14 protein-coding genes are annotated in these 17,281 nt (G+C 68.9%); 3 read left to right on the top strand and 11 right to left on the bottom strand.

Features of this window, described 5'->3' with window-relative positions; genetic code table 11:
- Positions 1-19: 19 nt before the first annotated feature.
- The 3 genes from IT306_20955 to IT306_20945 form a co-directional block, all read right to left on the bottom strand.
- Complete coding sequence (locus tag IT306_20955) at positions 20-901, bottom strand: PepSY domain-containing protein (protein MCC7370896.1); 882 nt, start codon at positions 899-901, stop codon at positions 20-22.
- Between the two features lie 260 nt (positions 902-1,161).
- Complete coding sequence (locus tag IT306_20950) at positions 1,162-1,971, bottom strand: hypothetical protein (GenBank protein ID MCC7370895.1); 810 nt, start codon at positions 1,969-1,971, stop codon at positions 1,162-1,164.
- A gap of 366 nt (positions 1,972-2,337) precedes the next feature.
- Positions 2,338-3,450: a zinc-binding dehydrogenase gene (locus IT306_20945; GenBank protein ID MCC7370894.1), complete on the bottom strand. Its 1,113-nt coding sequence runs from the start codon at positions 3,448-3,450 to the stop codon at positions 2,338-2,340.
- A 378-nt stretch (positions 3,451-3,828) separates the two neighbouring features.
- Here IT306_20945 and rny point away from each other — a divergent pair, with 378 nt between their 5' ends.
- On the top strand, positions 3,829-5,355 hold the full coding sequence (rny, locus tag IT306_20940; protein ID MCC7370893.1) for a ribonuclease Y: 1,527 nt from the start codon (positions 3,829-3,831) through the stop codon (positions 5,353-5,355).
- Between the two features lie 47 nt (positions 5,356-5,402).
- Here the strand turns inward: rny and IT306_20935 are convergent, their stop codons facing one another.
- Both IT306_20935 and IT306_20930 read right to left on the bottom strand, forming a co-directional pair.
- Positions 5,403-6,089, bottom strand: coding sequence for an HAD family hydrolase (locus tag IT306_20935; GenBank protein MCC7370892.1), 687 nt, complete (start codon positions 6,087-6,089; stop codon positions 5,403-5,405).
- A gap of 56 nt (positions 6,090-6,145) precedes the next feature.
- Positions 6,146-7,636, bottom strand: coding sequence for an RNB domain-containing ribonuclease (locus tag IT306_20930; protein ID MCC7370891.1), 1,491 nt, complete (start codon positions 7,634-7,636; stop codon positions 6,146-6,148).
- Positions 7,637-7,814: 178 nt separating this feature from the next.
- On the opposite strand from IT306_20930, the gene IT306_20925 reads away from it, so the two are divergent.
- Both IT306_20925 and IT306_20920 read left to right on the top strand, forming a co-directional pair.
- Positions 7,815-8,699: an aldo/keto reductase gene (locus tag IT306_20925; protein MCC7370890.1), complete on the top strand. Its 885-nt coding sequence runs from the start codon at positions 7,815-7,817 to the stop codon at positions 8,697-8,699.
- A gap of 736 nt (positions 8,700-9,435) precedes the next feature.
- Positions 9,436-10,227 (top strand): hypothetical protein, encoded by a 792-nt coding sequence (locus IT306_20920; GenBank protein MCC7370889.1) that lies wholly within the window; start codon positions 9,436-9,438, stop codon positions 10,225-10,227.
- Between the two features lie 48 nt (positions 10,228-10,275).
- Here IT306_20920 and IT306_20915 read toward each other — a convergent pair whose 3' ends face one another.
- The 6 genes from IT306_20915 to IT306_20890 form a co-directional block, all read right to left on the bottom strand.
- Positions 10,276-10,740, bottom strand: a complete 465-nt coding sequence (locus IT306_20915; protein ID MCC7370888.1) for an HIT family protein — start codon at positions 10,738-10,740, stop codon at positions 10,276-10,278.
- Entirely contained in the window at positions 10,737-12,059 is a 1,323-nt protein-coding gene (locus tag IT306_20910) for an extracellular solute-binding protein (GenBank protein ID MCC7370887.1), read from the bottom strand. Before IT306_20910 ends, IT306_20915 begins: the two co-directional genes overlap by 4 nt.
- A gap of 31 nt (positions 12,060-12,090) precedes the next feature.
- Positions 12,091-12,969 (bottom strand): carbohydrate ABC transporter permease, encoded by an 879-nt coding sequence (locus IT306_20905; GenBank protein MCC7370886.1) that lies wholly within the window; start codon positions 12,967-12,969, stop codon positions 12,091-12,093.
- A complete protein-coding gene (locus IT306_20900; GenBank protein ID MCC7370885.1) occupies positions 12,969-13,775 on the bottom strand; it encodes a sugar ABC transporter permease in 807 nt (268 codons plus the stop codon). The genes IT306_20905 and IT306_20900 overlap by 1 nt, the downstream gene beginning before the upstream one ends.
- 186 nt (positions 13,776-13,961) lie before the next feature.
- Positions 13,962-14,912 carry a D-2-hydroxyacid dehydrogenase gene (locus IT306_20895; GenBank protein ID MCC7370884.1) on the bottom strand — a complete coding sequence of 317 codons (951 nt, stop codon included), beginning with the start codon at positions 14,910-14,912 and terminating at the stop codon, positions 13,962-13,964.
- Complete coding sequence (locus IT306_20890; GenBank protein MCC7370883.1) at positions 14,913-16,919, bottom strand: family 10 glycosylhydrolase; 2,007 nt, start codon at positions 16,917-16,919, stop codon at positions 14,913-14,915.
- Between the last annotated feature and the right edge of the window lie 362 nt (positions 16,920-17,281).

The raw sequence follows: 17,281 nt of genomic DNA, 5'->3' as shown, positions 1-17,281 counted from the left end.
CTACGGAGGGCCGGCTCGCTCAGCCGGTCTGGATCACCGCGCCGGTCTGGGCATCGATCAGCAGCCGCACAGACGAGCGCGCGCCGTCCGTGGCCGAGCGGTACTGCACGCTCCACACCAGCTGCTGGCGGTCATCGTCGTCGTAGAGCACCTGCAGCCGGACGGCCGTTGGCGTGGTCAGATCCCACCGCTGGTCTCGCGTCTGGAGCCAGCCGCGCGCCACGTCCACCGCGCGCGCCTGCTCGACGGCCGGCAGGGTGTCGATCTGGATCGGGTCGCGCTGGCTCAGGTACCAGAAGACCTCGCCGCTGCGGCCGGCCACGGCCAGCGAGACCGACGTTGGCAGCTCTGCCCGCGACTGCGGCGCGAGGGCTGTCCATTTGAAGCTGTAGACGGTGCCGTCCGGGCTGGTGCGGACCGAGCGGTCCACCAGGGTCAGCCCGTCGAAGCCCCAGAAGTGGGTGCGGGCAAACCGCTCGGCGCGGGCCTGGGCCGCTGGCTGACTGAGGTTGGCCGTCTGCTCGCCGGGGGCAACCCGCGAGCGGATCGTGGCTTCCACGACCTCGCCCGTCCGAGCGTCCACTTTGAAGAAGTCCTCGCCGCGCGTCGGGGAGACGCCTTCCAGGTAGAAGAGGTCGCCTCGGCGGCCGGCTTCGGCGTCGGCCTGCATGCCGCCTTCGAGCACGAGCGTCGGCTGGCCGACAAAGCGGCGGACGCTGTCGATGGCTTCCTGCAAGCTGACGCGGCCGTCACTCGGGGCCGCGAGCGGCTGCGGCGTGACGGTCAGGCCGCCTGAGGCGGCGGTGAGGCTGAGCCAGAGCAGGCCGCCGAAGAACCCGAGCAGTGCGTAGGCCAGCCCGCCATGCGACACGAGCTGACGGAGCAGCCTTTTCGTGTGCATTGCGCCCTCCTGGCCACCGTCCAGCGTGACCGCGCAAGGCTGCCGGTCAGGGAGCAGGCGGGCGCGCGGACGGACAGCACACGCCCGCCGCTGTCTTCCGTAGAGTCAGTATAGCAACGAGATGGAGTGCGCGAATAGCGTTCTGACGAGCAGAGGAGCCGTCATGTTCCGGACAGAACAGATGGGCGGCCGGGCAGAGCTCGCGGCATGTCACGCCAGACGCGGGTTTTCGCGCCAGGCACGGGTACGGCGTACAGCTCTCAGCGGGGCGGCGGCCCGGGCCAGGCCGCGGGCTGCTGTTGCGTGGGCCAGGGACCGGCAGCAGCGCCGCTGCCCGGGTCGCTCGGACGGAGGGTCACCCGCATGCCGCCGCCGATCTTCCCGATGATGTTGTAGACCAGCGCCATCAGCATGCCGAACAGCGAGCCGGCCACGATCCACAGCACCCACGGGAGCAGCCAGAGCAGCCCGAACGCCAGCCAGAGATGCCCATCCCAGTAGACCAGCATGTCATACACCGCGTGCAGGCGCAGCAGGTCGATGAAGTTCATGTTCAGGTTGACGCTCACGACGGGAACGGGCACCTGCACGGTGGCCGAGCGCCAGGAGTCGAGCAGCTCGCGCGACCAGTGGATCAGCCAGACGCCGCCGAACGCGAACAGCACACACGGCAGCAGCATAAACGAGGCCCCGACGGCCGCCCCGATCCTGGCCGGCCCGCCGAACCCGATCGACGGGATGGTGTACTCGACCGGGACGTTCGCTGCGGGGACGCCGCCGCCATACGGCGCCGCCGGGGCCGGCCCGGGCCGTTGCATCGGCGGGTAGGCCGCGCCGGCAGCCCCCGGCTGTGGGGGATACTGTGCCGGCGGGGGAAACGGCGCTGGCGCTGCCGACGGGCCGTGGCCGCCAACGCGGCCGGCGACGGGCGCAGCGGTCGTCCCGAGCGCGCCGCCGCAGACGCCGCAGAAGCGCGCCCAGGGATCGGCCTCAAGCTGGCCGCAGGCAGCGCAACGCTGGCCCTGCTGCGGGCGGGCTGAGCCGTCTGCGGCGTGCGGATCCTGATACACCGGTGCGCCTCGCTCTCGCCGGCAGGATACGCCGCCCAATGGTGGCCGTCAAGCAATCCCGGTCAGGAACCAGGGCGATTGCATGTTGGGTGTGTCGTGCCGCCGCGTCGGGGCTTGAAAGCCCCGCCTACGATCCTGCAGTCGCTGCGCGACGCTCCAGGCTCGCCAGCCCCAGCCGTTCCCGGCGACCGTCGCGCAGCGACGGTGTGACTGTAGGCGGGGACTTCAGTCCCCGACCGCCCGTTCCATGATGCTTCGGGGACACCAATGAACATGCAGTCGTCCTGAGTCACGAACCGGAGCGATTGCCCGTTGGGCGCGTCGCTCCGGGGGTGCGGGCTTTCTCCGCCTCCGGCTGGCCCGCTATCAGCGCGGCACGATGGCCCCGCGCGTGATGTGGCCGTCCTCCTGCTGCTTGAAGGCCTCGTTGATCTGCTCCAGCGGGAACTTGTGGGACAGGATCTTGTGGTACGGGTACTTGGACTTCGTTCGCACCATCAGGTCGAGCGCGCCCTTCAGGTGCTCGGCCTCGTAGTGGGCGACGCCCTGGATGCGGCGGTTCCCGAAGATGATCCACGACGGATCGAAGGTCGCTTCCCAGCCGACGTTGATGTTGCCGATCTCGACGTAGGTGCCCTCCGGAGCCGTCATCTTGAGGCCCTCGCTGACGACGCCCGGGTGCCCGACCAGCTCCATGACGATCTCGCCGCCCCAGCCGTCGGTCAGGGCCTTGACGCGCTCGACGCGGGCATCCGGTGTCGGGTACTGGCGCAGATCGACGAACTCATCCGCGCCGAACTCGCTGGCAAGCTCCAGCCGCTCGTCCACGCCGTCGATGACGATGATCTTGCCGGCCCCCATCTCGCGGGCCACCGCGCAGGCGTAGACGCCGAGGCCGCCCGCGCCCTGGATCACCACGTTGTCGCCGGCCTTCAACTCGCCGATGGCCAGCCCGGCGTAGACCTGGGTGAAGGCGCAGTTGATGCCGGCCGCCATCTCGTCGGAGATCTCGTCTGGCAGCTTGAAGATGGCGTGGTTCGGGCGCAGGTAGAAGTACTCGCCGTAGCCGCCCTGGAAGTGCGGCCAGGCCTCGCAGGAGACCAGGAAGTTCGCCTGCCGGGTGGGGCACGACATAAAGTTGCGCTTCAGGCACATCTTGCAGTGCCCGCACGGGTTGAAGTACCGGTAGATGACGCGGTCACCCACCTGGAGCGGCTGCCCAGCCGTGTCCGTGGTGATGCCATCCCCGAGCTTGTGGACGGTGCCCATGTGCTCGTGGCCGGTGTTCAGGGGGAGCGGCCGGCCCATGCGAGCGTAGTCCTGCTCGCCCTTCCAGTAGTGCATGTCCGAGCCGCAGACGTTGGCGATGGAGACCTTGATGACGACGGCGCCCGGCTCGGGTTCTGGGACTGGATACTCTCGGATCTCGAAGCCCTTGCCGTAGCCCATCCAGCAGGCCATCTTGCCGGTGTCGGCCATGAGTGTGCCCTCCCATGTCGGAAGCAGCAGCCAGCACGGGCCAGCAGAGTCCGCCCTGGAAACGCTGCACTCCGGAGGGTACCAGAGAGTGAGGCGGCGCAACGGCGCCATCGCAATCGACTACTCGATGCGCGCCAACACGTTGCCCAGAACGATGACGGGCCGTACACTACAAAGTGAGACACGGTGATTGACGGGCGACGCCTTCGCCTCCGTTGACGGGGGCGAAGGCGCATCTGTAGAATCGCCGCACGCTGCTCCTCGCGTTCGTTCTTCCCGGTGGCGCATTGCTGCAACTGTGCTGTGCGCGGCCGACACAAACGAATAGGCAGGGGCCTGAACGATACCCTCACGCAAGGAGGTGGGATCGTGGAACCCATGATCCTCCTGGTGATCGTCGGGCTCGTCGCGGCTGCGGTCGGGGGTTGGGCCGGCTATGTCATGCGTCAGCGCATGAAGGTCGATCCGGTCCAGGCGGCTGACGTCGCGTCAGCACAACTGCGCGCAGAAGCCGAGACCAGGGCCAAAGAGATCCTGCTCCAGGCGCAGGACGAGGCGGTCCGCCTCCGCACGTCCGCCGAAGAAGAGCACCGTGGTCGCCGCGTCGAGATCCAGCGCCAGGAGAAACGGCTCCAGCAGAAAGAGGAGCAGTTCGACCGCAAGCAGGAAGAGCTTGAACAGCGCGAGCGTGGCTTTCAGGCCCGCGAGCGCGAGATCGACGCCAAGGAGCGGCAGGCCGACGAGCTGCGCCTCGCCCAGACCAGGGAGCTGGAGCAGCTCTCCGGCCTGACGACCGACGAGGCCCGCGATGTCATCGTCGCGCAGATCGAGCAGGACGTGCGCGACGCTTGCGTGCGCCGCACCCGCGAGCTCGAGCTGGAGGCGGCCGAGCAGGCCGAGCCGTGGGCGCGGCGGATCATCGCCACGGCCATTCAGCGCTACTCCAGCGACCAGGTCAGCGAGTCCACCGTCTCCGTCGTCCATATCCCGAATGAGGAGATGAAGGGGCGCATCATCGGGCGGGAGGGCCGCAATATCCGTGCGCTGGAGGCGGCCACGGGCGTCGATCTGATCGTGGACGACACGCCGGACGCCGTGACGCTGTCCGGCTTCGACCCGGTCCGGCGGGAGATCGCGCGGCTGGCGCTGACCAAGCTGGTCACCGACGGCCGGATCCACCCGGCCCGCATCGAGGAGATTGTCGGGAAGGCGAAGCAGGAGGTCGAAGCCCACATCCGCCAGGAGGGCGAGACGGCCGCCTACGAGGCTGGCGTCCACGGGCTGCACCCCGAGATCGTCAAGATGATGGGGAAGATGCGGTTCCGCACCAGCTACGGGCAGAACCAGCTTCAGCACTCCATCGAGGTGGCGCACCTCGCCGCGATGATGGCCGCCGAGGTCGGCGCGGACGTCGCCCAGACCCGCCGGTCGTCCTTCCTGCACGACATCGGCAAGGTGATGACCTCGGATGTCGAAGGGCCGCACCACTACATCGGCGCGGACTTCGTCTCACGCTTCGGCGAGGGCACCGAGGTCTGCGACGCCATTCGCGGCCACCACGACCACGATCCGGAGTACCAGACGGTCGAGGCGGTGCTGCTCCAGGCGGCGGATGCCATCTCCGGCGCGCGTCCTGGCGCCCGCCGCGAGAGCGTGGAGCACTACGTCAAGCGGCTGGAGGCGCTGGAGAGCGTCGCCAACTCGTTCGAGGGCGTGGAGAAGTCGTTCGCGATCCAGGCTGGCCGCGAGGTCCGCATCATCGTGCGGCCGGACGAGATCGACGACCACGGCGCGGTGCGGCTGGCGCGGGACATCGTCAAGCGCATCGAGGAGACGCTCCAGTACCCCGGGCAGGTCAAGGTGACGGTGGTCCGGGAGACGCGCGCGGTGGACTTCGCGCGGTAAGACACAGGCGCTCAGCACGTCCGCAGCGGGGGAGACACGCCCCCGCGCTACCGTGTGTGGCTGCTCCTTGGCCCCAGGATCAGCGTCCGCAGCTCGGACATCGAGTGGACGACGTGGTCCGCCCCTGCTGCGATGAGCCGCTCCGTCTCGTGGACGCCCCAGGCGACGCCGCACGTCCGAGCGCCAGCGCCCCGCCCCATCTCGACATCGTGGGAGCCATCCCCGACCAGCAGGGTCTGCTCGGCTGGCACCTGAAGCTCGCGCAGCGCCACGTGCATCAGGTCAGGGTACGGTTTGGGACGGTCCGCGCGGTCGCCGCCCACCACGCTGGTGAACAGGCCGCGCACCCGGCAGCGATTCAGCACCGCGTGCGCGACATCGGTGGTCTTGGCGGTGACGAGCGCCAGCTCCAGCCCGGCCACCTTGCACGCCCGCAGCAGCGACCACGCGCGCGGGAACAGGAGCGTGGTGGGGATCACGGACGCCGCGTACTGGAGCTTGTACGCGTCGACGAGCTGGTGCACGTCGTCCTCGGACGCGCCCGGCGAGTACTTCCGCAGGATGTCGATCAGCGGCAGCCCGATCATCGCGGCGATCTCTGCGGTAGGCGGGATCGGATGGCCGGCCGCCCCGAGCACCGTGGTCATCGTGGAGCAGATGCCGGGGGCCGAATCGGTGAGCGTCCCGTCGAGGTCGAACGCGACGGCGCGCAGGGGCAGCGATGCAGCAGTCATGGCCTCGGGAGCGTACCGGCCGCCAGCGCTCGAAGGCAAGCGGGCAGCCGGCCCCGTCAGGCCCCGGTGCGGCCATTCGTGGCCCGTACGAAGTCCACGAAGCCGCGCAGCGGATCGACGGACTCCAGGCGCACGCTGATGTGGTCCCCCACGTCCAGCCCCTCCTCGCCAGCCACCAGTTTGCCCTCAACTGGCGGCTCCAGCGTGCGGACCCAGACGCCCTTGTCAGTGACGCCCGTGACCAGCGCGTTGAAACGGTCGCCGATGTGCCCGCCCAGGTACGCCGACGAGGCGGCCTTGCGCGCCTGCCGCTCGACCCGTCTGGCCTGGTCTTCCTGGCGGGTGCAGTGGGCCGCCAGCCGCTCCAGCTCTTCGACGGCGTACGGCACCGGCCCTCCGGCCAGCGCCGCTTTGAGCAGCCGCTGGGTCAGGATGTCCGGGTAGCGTCGATTCGGGGCAGTGGCATGGCCGTAGTCGCGGACGGCCAGCCCGAAGTGCCCGCCGGGCGGATCGCCCGGGCGCTCCACGGCGTAGTCGCCGGAGCCCATCAGCTTGACGATGGAGAGCGACAGGTCCGGATAGGTCAGCGGCTCGGCGGCCTGCTGGCGCGCCATGAACTCGCCGAGGGCCACGGCGTTCGGCTGGTCTGGCAGCTGTTCGCCAGCGTCAGCCGCGATCTTCCGGATGCGCTCCCAGTTGGCCGGGGCCTTGACGACACGCCGGATGCTCGGGAAGCCGCGCTCTTGCAGGAACGCCGCCGTGACGCCGTTCGCCGCGATCATGAAATCCTCGATGAGCTGCCGCGACCGACTCTTCGGCACCGCCTCCAGCCCGACCACCGTGCCATCCTCGACGACGGGCCGCGCTTCCACCGTCCGGATATCGAGCGCGCCGCGCTGATGCCGGCGTGTGCAGAGCTGCTGCGCGACAGCGTCCTGCAGCCGCAGCTGCTGGTCGAGGCCCGGCACGTGAGCCATCGCGTCGGGCATCGGCGCACCGTCCTCCAGCCACGCCGCGACCCCTGGATACCCCAGCTTCGCGTGGTTGTGGACCCAGGCCCGGTACACGTCCGAGCGGCTGACCTCGCCGTCCCCACCCATGCCCATCTCGATGACGATGGCCAGCCGATCCTGCCCCGGGTCCAGTGAGGTCAGGTCCGTCGAGAGGCGCAGCGGCAGCATCGGGAAGATGATGGCCGGGGTGTAGACGGTCAGCGTGTTGACCTGGGCGTGCCGGTCCACGACCGAGCCGGCCGGGACCAGCGCGTCCACGTCGGCGATGGCGACGAGCACCGTCACGGCGCCATCGTCCTCGGCCCGGGCGACGGTCAGCTGATCCAGGTCTTCGGAGTCGTCGTCGTCAATCGAGCACCAGGGCAGGGCGCGTAGATCGCGGATCGCGGGGTCAGCGTCTGTGGCCGGCCCGGGGATGGCGGCGACGGCTTCCAGCACGGCCGGCGGGAGATCGGGATCGAGCCCATGATCGAGCATGGCCCGGCGAGCGATCTCGGCAAGCTCGGAGAGGCGCGGGTGGCCAGGGTCGATCATCAAGAGACCTCACGCAGGGCGGCCAGGTGACGCGGTCACGGGGCGGGGGCAGTTTGTCACGAGGCTGGTGCTGGCGGCACTGTATGCAGGGAATGCTCCACGCGGCAAGGGAATCGGCACACCCGCAGCCGGATAGGGCCGGCTGACTCCGGACCATTGTGTCCAACAGGTGAGCGACATGGTACGAACGCGACGGCTGGGGCGGACGGGCCTCACGGTCTCCGAGATCGGGTTTGGCGGCGCGCCGGCCGGCCTCACGAATTATCTCGGCCGCTGGGATGCCGCCAGTGAGGCGGCCGCCGAGCAGATCGTCCAGACCGTGCGGCGGGCGGCCGATCTTGGCGTCACCTATTTTGACACCGCGCCCGGCTACGGCCAGGGGCTGAGCGAATCGATGGTCGGACGGGCACTCCGGGGACGGCGGGCCGGGATGACCGTCGCGACCAAGGTCACCGGCGACGATGCCGATGCCGTGTTTCGGAGCGTTGAGGCCAGCCTGCAGCGGCTCGGCGTCGAGCAGATCGACGTGCTCCAGTACCACGGCGGCTGGTACACCGACGAGCAGGTGGCGAACATCCTCAAGCCGGGCGGCGCGCTGGCGGGCATGCAGCGAGCGCGCGACGAGGGGCTGGTCCGCTTTCTGGGCTTCACCACCGAGGGCGTCAACGGGCAGGCGAGTCAGCTGCTCCAGACGGACGCCTTCGACGTGATCCAGCTCTGCTACAACCTGATCCACCAGCACCCGTATGATCCGAGCCGGCACGCCGGCCTGATCTTCGAGGCGGCGGAACGTGGCCTGGGCATCATCACGATGCGCTCGCTGACGAGCGGGACGTTTCAGCGCTGGCTCAGCATGCTGGATCCCGGCTTCGAGGATCGGGTAGACCTGCACCGGGCGCTGCTGGCGTTCGTGCTGGCGAACCCGCTGGTGAGCGTGGCACTGGTCGGCATGCGGACACCAGCCGAGGCCGAGGCGAACGTCGCCGCCAGCCTGGACGATACCTATCGGCTCGACCCGGACGTGCTGCACGAGCGGTACGTTGACCGCAGGCGGCCAGCATAAGCGCTCCGAAGCCACGACCGCGCACCCGGACACCGACACCTCAGGCGTCGGGCTTCCACTCCGACATCGCCGCGCCCATCGCGCCGCCAATGGCGATCCACGTGCCCATCGAATACTGACCCATCGGTGCCGCTCCCTTCCGGCGGCGCGCTGACGGATACAGCCCCCGCCACGCTGCCCGCCGCCACCGTGCCTTCCGCCCAGGGCGATTGCATGATGGCCTCGCCGTGCCGCCGCGTCGGGGCTTGAAAGCCCCGCCTACGCTCCTGCAGTCGCTGCGCGACGCTCCAGTCGCACCAGTGCCGGCCGTTCCCGACGGCCGTCGCGCAGCGACGGTGTGACTGTAGGCGGGGACTTCAGTCCCTGACCGCCCGTTCCATGATGCTTCGGGGACACCAATGAACATGCCATCGCCCTGAGTCACGAACCGGAGCGATTGCATGTTGATGTCGTCGTGCCGCCGCGTCGGGGCTTGAAAGCCCCGCCTACGCTCCTGCAGTCGCTGCGCGATGCCCCGGTCTCACCGGACGACGCTGTTCCCGACGGCCGTCGCGCAGCGACGCTGTGACGGTAGGCGGGGTTTCAACCCCCGACTGCGCGTCTCGTCGTGCTTCGGGAACACCAGCGAACATGCAATCGCCCTGGCCTTCCGCCCCGTTCGGGAGCCTCAGGGACGGACAATCCGGTAGCATCTCCGAGAGCGTGTGGCGCCAGCGCGAGGTTGGAGCGACAGACGATGCGACGATGGCTTGGCCTGCCGACGGCGGCGTTGGTGACGTTGTTGCTCTGCGCGCTCGTGGCCGCTGGCGGCCTGCCCGCCGATGATGTCCCACTCGTGCTGGCGCAGGGCGCGCCGTTCTGCGCGCCGGGCCAGCCTGCCCGCTTCGTGTTCGCCATCGCGGCGCTCAAGGAGCGGCTCGGTGCGCCCATGGGCGACCCGGCCGAGTGCGAGCACGTCGATGCGGCCAGCGGCGATACCGTCCAGCGCACCTCCACCGGCCTCGCCTACTACCGTCCGTCACTCACCCTGGCCATCTTCACGAACGGCAACACTCACTGGGCGCTCGTCAACGGGCAACTGATGCTCTGGCGCAACAGCAGCGTCACCCCGCCCGAGCCGACCGCCGCCGAGGCTGACTATCTTGGCAAGACCTCGACGCTCCGGGCTCGCTTCGCGGCGCTGCAGGGGCGGCTCGATGCGGCTCGGCGGCAGGCCGGAGCCGGCCAGCTTGACGCTGTGGATCCGGCCAGCCTGCGATCCCTGGCCGACGACCTCCGTGCGACGCGCGACGCCTACGCAGCCGCGCGCGGGAGCGGCCGACTCTTCCGCTACCACGGCTTGATGGTGACCGCCGTCAACTCGGCGATGGGGTCCGCCGAGATGCTGGCGCAGGCGCGGCTGGTGCAGCCGTCTGACACACGCACGTCCCTGCTCGCCCGTGGGGCCACCTACCGCCAGGACAGCGAACAGCGGCAGCAGGCGGCCCAGGACGCCTACAGCCAGGCGCTGCCGGTCCCGGCGAATTGAGGACGGCTTGGCCCTCACCCCCAGCCCAGGGGGTGAGGGTTCGAAAACTCAGGCCAACTGCGCGCGGATCGCGGCCAGCACCCGTGTGACCTCTGCAGGGTCGGCGCGGACCTCGCCGCGCCGGGCCGCCGCCGAGAGTGCGAATGCGTCAAACCCGAGAGCGCCGTTCGGCATCTCCGGCAGCCGTGGCAGCACGTGCGAGTGGAAGTGTGGCGTCCCCTCGTTCAGGGACGCCAGGTACACCCGCACCGCGCCCGTCGCCGCGCGGACCGCGTGCGCCGTCCGTTGCAACGCCGCGCCGAACGTCGCGGCCTCCTCGGCGTTGAAGTCCGCCGAATCGCCGATGTGCCGTTTGGCCTGGAGCAGCAGCCAGCCGGCCACCGCTGGCGTCGGCGAGATCGACCGCGCCAGCCAGTAGTCGTCCTGGTAGACGATGCTCGCGTCGTCGCCGCCAGCGGCGGCGATCTCGCACATGGGGCACGCGGCAGCCTTGCTCGTGTTGGCCGCGCTCATGATGCCGCGATCGCCTTGCGGGCTTCGGACATGAACGCGTCCACCGCCTGCGACACCGATGCCTTCCCGAAGGCAACCTGCTGCCCGGCGTCCGCCTGGGCCTTGATCACGGCCGCCGACGCGGCCGGCAGGACCGGCAGCCCGCGCGCCGGGTAGGTCATCTCGCGCGAGATCTGCTTGACGAACGCGGCCTCGGCGGCCTCCAGCTCCGGAGCCAGCGCATCGCGCACCTGGGCCGACGACGGTGCACCCTGGTCCACGCGGGTGATCTTGCCGGCCGGCACCGAGTTGATGAAGTAGTCCATCAACGACACCGACAGCTGCGGGCTCTTGGTGTTCGCCGCGATGCTCAGAAGGATCGGCGGGAAGAACCACCAGTCCTTCGAGCCGTTGGCGATCTCCGGCACGCTGAACATGGCCATCGGCGTCTTGGTCAGCCGCTGGATCTGCGTCAGGTGGTTGGTGCTCTGCGCGCCAATCGCGGCCTGCCCCAGCGTGAGCAGGTTCGTGGCGAAGCTGCCAGCGTCGGCCTGGGTCTGGACGTCGGCCGGCGGGATCACCCCGTCCTTCCGCAGCTTGTTCCAGAACTCCAGCCACGTCCCGAACGTCTCGGCCTTGAAGCCAAGCTGCCCGTCGGGCGTGAATAGCTCCTCGCCGGACTGGCGAATCCAGGCCTGGAGGTGGCGCTGCGTCGTGCCGAGGGTCGGATCGGCCATGCCGTAGAACTTGCGCCCGGGATCCGCGAGCTGCTTGGCGAGCGCCGCCAGATCGTCCCAGGTCTTGACCTTCTGGTCGTAGGTGACGCCCTTCTCTTGCAGGACCGTCGCGTTGACGACGATCGACTGGCCAACGTAGTGGCTGGGCAGCGCGTAGACGCCCTTGCCGACTGTGCCGTCAGCCGTCGCGACGCTGCTCAGGCTCTTGGTGTCCAGCCCCTTGTTGAGGTACGGCGTCAGATCGAGCAGCGCGTTCGATGAGCCGTACCGGGCGATGCGGTCGTCGCGCATCCACATCACGTCCGGCAGGCTCTTGGAGGCGGCCTGCGTTGTCAGACGGTCGTTGTAGGCGCCAAGCTCGGCGAACTGGAGGTCTGCCGTCACCCCGGGGTTCGCTTCCTGGAACTTGGTGATGGCCGACTTGTACAGCTCGGCGCGCTGGGCCGTGCCCCACTGCCCGACGTTGATCTTCTTCGGCTCGCCGCCGCCAAGCCCGGGGACGCTGCTGCAAGCGGCGCCAGCTACGAGCGCCAGCCCGCCGGCGCTCAGCGCCATGAACTCGCGACGGGAGACCGAGACCCGTCCGCGTGACTGTGAACTCATGTGCCCTCCCTCCTTCCGGTGGCCCGGTGTCTCACTTGAGACCCGTTGTGGAGATGCCCTGGACGAGCTGCTTCTGGGCGAACAAGAACACCAGAAACAGCGGAACCAGCGAGAGAACGGACATCGCGAACATCGCTCCCCAGTTCGACGTGCCCGTCGAGTCCAGGAAGGCGTTCAGCGCGATGGAGACCGTGTAGTTCTCCGTCGCCGTCAGGTAGATCAGCGGACCGAGAAAGTCGTTCCAGGTCCAGATGAAGGTGAAGACGGCGGTCACGGCCAGCGCCGGCCGCAGCAGCGGGAAGATGATCCGCCAGAACACGCCCAGCGGCCCGCAGCCGTCCACCGTCGCGGCGTCGTCCAGCTCACGGGGCAGCCCCCGGATGAACTGTACCAGCAGGAAGACGAAGAACGAGTCCACCGCCAGGAACTTCGGGACCACCAGCGGCAGCGGCGTATTCGTCCAGCCCAGCCCCTGAAACAGGATGTACTGGGGCACCATGATGACCTGGAACGGCAGCATGATGGTGCCGAGCATCAAGGCGAAGAGCAGCGGCTTGAGGTGGAACTCCAGCCGCGCGAACGCGTACGCGGCGATGGAGCAGGAGCACAGGTTGCCGATCACCGACAGCCCGGCGATGAGCGTCGAGTTCAGGAAGAACTGCGAGAACGGGATGCCGAGCGCCATCCAGCCCTGCGCCCAGTTCTCCAAGGTGATCTGCCGGGGCCAGAGGCCCGGCTCGGAGAAGATCAACTGGCTCGGTTTGAACGCGCTGGTGACCATCCACAGGACCGGATAGAGCATCACCAGCCCGAGCGCGATGATGGCGATGTGGGCCAGGACGTGCTTGACGGTGAGCGGCTTGCTCGGATGCCCGGCGTCGTCGTCGAGCTGCGCGGACGCGGCGCTCATTACTTGTCTCCTGCGTAGTGAACCCAGTACTTCGACGTCCCGAAGGCGATGGCTGTCAGCACGCCGATCGCGAGCATCAGGATCCACGCCATCGCCGAGGCGTACCCCATCCGGAAGTTGGTGAACGCCTGGTGGTACATGTACAGCGTGTACATCAGCGTCGAGTCCACCGGGCCGCCGGTGCCGCCGCTCACCACGAACGACTGCGTGAAGCTCTGGAACGAGTGGATCATCTGGAGCACGAGGTTGAAGAAGATGACCGGGCTGAGCATCGGCAGGGTGATCTGCCAGAACTGCGTCCAGCGCCCGGCCCCGTCCACCGAGGCCGCTTCGTAGAGGTCACGCGGGATCTGCCGCAGGCCCGCCAGGAAGATGATCATCGGCGAGCCGAACGTCCAGACGTGCAGCAGGATGATCGTGTCGAGCGCATACTCCGGCGTGGCGATCCAGGCCGGCAGGTTCGTGAAGCCGAACAGCCCCAGCACCTGGTTAACGAGGCCCGTCGAGCCGAAAATCTGCCGCCACAACAGCGCGATGGCCACGCTCGACCCGAGCAGCGACGGCAGGTAGTACAGCGAACGGTAGAACGTCAGCCCGGTCAGGCCCTGGTTCAGGATCAGGGCGATGCTCAGGGCGAAGATCAACTGCAACGGCACGCCCGCCATGACGTACTTCAGCGTCACGCCAGCGGCAGCGTAGAACCGTGGATCGTCCGTGAGGATCTGGGCGTAGTTGCTCAGGCCGACCCACCGCGTCTGCCCGAGCAGGTTGTAGTTCGTGAACGAGAGGTAGAGCGAGGCCAGCATCGGCCCGAGCGTGATCGCAATCAGGCCGATGAGCCACGGCGTCAGGAACAGCCACGGGGCGAGGCCGTGGCGATAGCGGCTCGTTTTCCTGGCGCCCACGGCGGCGGCGCCTGGGCTACCGGCGATCTCTCTGGAGTGACTGGCGACCGGCTGGGTTGCCACGATGCGTGTCCTTCCGTGCCTCGCTCAGTACCCGTTGACCTTGTCGACGATGTTGCCGAGCGGCTCGCCAGCGACGTACCGCTTCAGGTTGGCGATGAAGATCTCGACGCTGCGCTTCGCCGTGCCGAAGCTCGTCGCGCCGTTGTGTGGCGTGACGATGACGTTCGGCAGCGACCAGAACGGGCTGTCGGATGGGAGCGGCTCCACGCCGTGGGCGTCCAGGCCGGCCCCGGCGATCCACCCTTCCTGCAACGCCTTCAGCAGCGCGTCGTCGTCCGCGATGCCGCCGCGCGAGATGCAGATCCAGAAGGCGGACGGCTTCATCGCCTTGAAGGCGGCCTCGTCGAACATGCCCAGCGTGGCCGGCGTGCTCGGGGCGGTCACCACCACGAAGTCGGACTCGGCCAGGAACTCGTGGAACTGCTCGTGGGTGTACATCTTGTCCACGCCCGGGACCGGGATATCCGAGCGCCGGCGCAGCCCGACCACGCGCATGTGGAACGCCTGCGCCTTGAGGGCGAGGTCCGCCCCCGAGTTGCCGAGGCCGAAGATGCCCAGCGTCATCCCGTTCAGCTCAGGGTGGGTGAAGCGGTCCCACTTCTTCTCCTGCTGCGCGCGCATCCAGCGGGGGACGTCGCGATTCAGCATGATCATCAGCAGGATCGAGTGCTCGGCCAGCGGGATCGCGCCGTTGCCCACCGACGAGGTCAGCACGACCGGGCTGGCCTTCATCTCGGGGATCAGGTCGTTGTCAGCGCCGGCCGCCCAGCTGTGGACCCATTCCAGGTTCTTCGCCCGCGCCAGGTCCGCCGCCTTGACCGTGCCGGCAATCGCCTTCGCCCGCTCGACGAGGTCGCCGGCGTCCGCGAGCTTGCTGACGAAGTGGAGCGTCGCCTCCGGCGCGGCATCGCGCATGTGCTGCTGGTTCTCCTCAGAGAACTGCCCGGTCACCAGAATGTGTGTCTCGCCAGCCATTTACTGCTTCCCCTCAGCCGAAAGGTCCACGACAAGCACTTCAAACAGGTCGATCTCGGGCAGGGCGATGCTCGCGGTGTCGCCCTGCCGGGCCAGGTCGCACGGCGTGTCGTGGACCAGTGCATGGGCCGTTGCCTGCGCGGCAGCCCCGCGCACGTGCAGGACGCCGTCGCGGATCGGCAGCGGCGGCCCGAAGTTGGACCGGCGCGCGCCCGACATGTTGATCAGGTGGACGACCAGCCGGTTGCCCGTCCGGTGCAGCGTCACTTCGACGTGCTCCGGCAGGTCTGCCGAGACGATCTCGTCGCCGGCCAGCAGCTCCTGCGCCAGGCTGTGGATGATGTCCCGCGAGACGGTCAGGCCCAGGTCGCGGTACGACCGACCGACCGTCCAGGGAACCATCGCCGTGCGCCCCTTACCGTGCGCCCGCACGACGTAGCCCGGATGCTCGACCGGCTCGTAGCCGTACGCTTTCTCGGGTGGGCCGTAGGCGGAGCGCGCCAGCATCACCTGGTGGCGCTCGGCGTCCGCCTTCCAGGAGCAGAAGTGGTACGCGCCGTAGACCGGCGCGACTGGCCCGACGTACTGGTACGGCGAGGTCCGCCCCGACTGGTCCGGGGCGATGCAGGTCGACCAGAGATCCTGCCCGCGCGTGGCGGCAAGCTGCTGGCTGGCGGCGAGGCTGGCAAGCTGCACGCTGCCATCGGCGGCCAGCGCCGTCGAGCCGGTGCTGAGCAGCCGGCCGCCATCGGCCACGAACCCGTCGAGCGCCGCGACCGTGTCGGCCGCCAGCGGACCGAGGTCCGGCAGCACCAGCAGCGAGTACCGCCCCAGCCCGCCGTTCGCCGCCATCTCCGCGATGCCCTCCTGGGGCACGACGTCGAACGGCACGTGGGTCTGCTGCAACGACTCGTAGACGCCCCGGTACTCGGCAATGGACTGGTCGTGGTCGGCGGCCGAGCGGGCAAGCTGCTTCGGCAGCACCAGTCCGGTCCGGGCGGTGGGCCGCATGTCCGTGTAGACGTCCCGCCAGCGGCGGTGGAACCGTGTGATCTCACCGGCTACCGGCAGGTTGGGATACGGGATCAGGCCCGGCGCACCCATGATGTAGGTCGAGAGGCTGCCGCCCCGGGCAATCGTCTGCACGAAGTACTGCGCGAACTGCTCCGGCTGCTCGCCGGCCAGCCGGTACGGCATGTCCATGAACGAGACGGCGTTGACCAGGACGGGCGTCTCGGGGCGGAAGCTCTTGGGCGCGCTGACCGACTCGCCAGTCGCATGGTGCCACAGCTCGCGCCCGAGCGCGTTGTTCGCCTCGTGGAAGATCAGGTCGGCCGTCCGCCCGAGCAGGAAGGTGCCCGGCTTGCGGGTCTTGATGTGCGTCTGCAAACGCTGCATCAGCGTGGCGACGGTGCTGGCCGAGAACGTCCGCCAGACGCCGTAGGTCGGGGAGGACGGCCCCTCGGGCAGGGTGTCGTGCCCGCTGTACGCCTTGAAGGCGCGCAGGCAGCTCAGGCAGTGGCAGACGCCGTTGTAGACCTTGCTGTAGTCGACCTCGTTGAAGCCGAACCAGTTGAAGAAGAATCCGTCTGGCGAATAGCGGTCGATGACCTCGTCGAGCGCCTGGAACGACTTCTCCTGGTAGTACCCGGCGCTCGGGCAGACGCTGTACAGCCCCTGGTAGATCTGCGGCTGGCCCTTCGGCGAGACGTACAGCCACTCGGGGTGCTCGGCGGCGATCTTCGCGGAGACCTTCGAGAAGTCCATCCGCGCGACGAGGCGGATGCCGCGCTGGTGGGCCGCCGTGACGGCGTCGCCCAGCATGTCGCCGCCGGGGCGCTGCGCCAGGAATGGGTTGCGGGTCTGGAACGGCAGGTCCGTGGGGTAGAAGGAGAGGATGCCGCCGGCGTTCACGAGCCAGGCATCAGCGCCGTGGGCCTGGATGAAGTCGAGGACCGCCCCGACGTCCATCGTGGCGTCGATCTCGCGCAGGTTCGTCTGGAACATGCCGAACGGCTGACGCCACCAGAGGGGGGGCGAGTCGGCGGGAGCAGGGCCAGCGGTGGACGCGGCAACCCCGGGAGCGGCTTCGCTCGCCACGGTTGCGCGCGCGTCGATCTTCGTGTCCAAGCGGCCTCCGAAGGATCGGATGCAGTGCGCTGCAAACGTTGCCGCAACTTTATCACGGCGTTCTGCCGATTGCCAGCCCCCCCAGAATAGCCCTCACCCCCGGCCCGTTGGAGGCCCTCACCCCCCAGCCCGTTGGAGGCCCTCACCCCCCGGCCCCCTCTCCCGCGCACAGGGAGAGGGGGGTCGTAGAGTCGCGCGCCTTCGGCGCAGCGCGCCCCCTCTCCCTGTGCGCGGGAGAG

This window comes from Chloroflexota bacterium, assembly GCA_020850535.1.
Classification (GTDB): Bacteria; Chloroflexota; UBA6077; order UBA6077; family JACCZL01; genus JADZEM01.
This window is presented reverse-complemented; position numbering and strand designations above follow the sequence as displayed.

Excerpts from the sequence above, each read along its gene's own strand:
- IT306_20955 (MCC7370896.1), bottom strand. The coding sequence starts at position 901 with ATGCACACGAAAAGGCTGCTCCGTCAGCTCGTGTCGCATGGCGGGCTG.
- IT306_20945 (MCC7370894.1), bottom strand. The coding sequence starts at position 3,450 with ATGGCCGACACCGGCAAGATGGCCTGCTGGATGGGCTACGGCAAGGGC.
- rny (MCC7370893.1), top strand. The coding sequence starts at position 3,829 with ATGATCCTCCTGGTGATCGTCGGGCTCGTCGCGGCTGCGGTCGGGGGT.
- IT306_20935 (MCC7370892.1), bottom strand. The coding sequence starts at position 6,089 with ATGACTGCTGCATCGCTGCCCCTGCGCGCCGTCGCGTTCGACCTCGAC.
- IT306_20930 (MCC7370891.1), bottom strand. The coding sequence starts at position 7,636 with ATGATCGACCCTGGCCACCCGCGCCTCTCCGAGCTTGCCGAGATCGCT.
- IT306_20925 (MCC7370890.1), top strand. The coding sequence starts at position 7,815 with ATGGTACGAACGCGACGGCTGGGGCGGACGGGCCTCACGGTCTCCGAG.
- IT306_20920 (MCC7370889.1), top strand. The coding sequence starts at position 9,436 with ATGCGACGATGGCTTGGCCTGCCGACGGCGGCGTTGGTGACGTTGTTG.
- IT306_20915 (MCC7370888.1), bottom strand. The coding sequence starts at position 10,740 with ATGAGCGCGGCCAACACGAGCAAGGCTGCCGCGTGCCCCATGTGCGAG.
- IT306_20910 (MCC7370887.1), bottom strand. The coding sequence starts at position 12,059 with ATGAGTTCACAGTCACGCGGACGGGTCTCGGTCTCCCGTCGCGAGTTC.
- IT306_20905 (MCC7370886.1), bottom strand. The coding sequence starts at position 12,969 with ATGAGCGCCGCGTCCGCGCAGCTCGACGACGACGCCGGGCATCCGAGC.
- IT306_20900 (MCC7370885.1), bottom strand. The coding sequence starts at position 13,775 with ATGCTGGCCTCGCTCTACCTCTCGTTCACGAACTACAACCTGCTCGGG.
- IT306_20895 (MCC7370884.1), bottom strand. The coding sequence starts at position 14,912 with ATGGCTGGCGAGACACACATTCTGGTGACCGGGCAGTTCTCTGAGGAG.
- IT306_20890 (MCC7370883.1), bottom strand. The coding sequence starts at position 16,919 with ATGTTCCAGACGAACCTGCGCGAGATCGACGCCACGATGGACGTCGGG.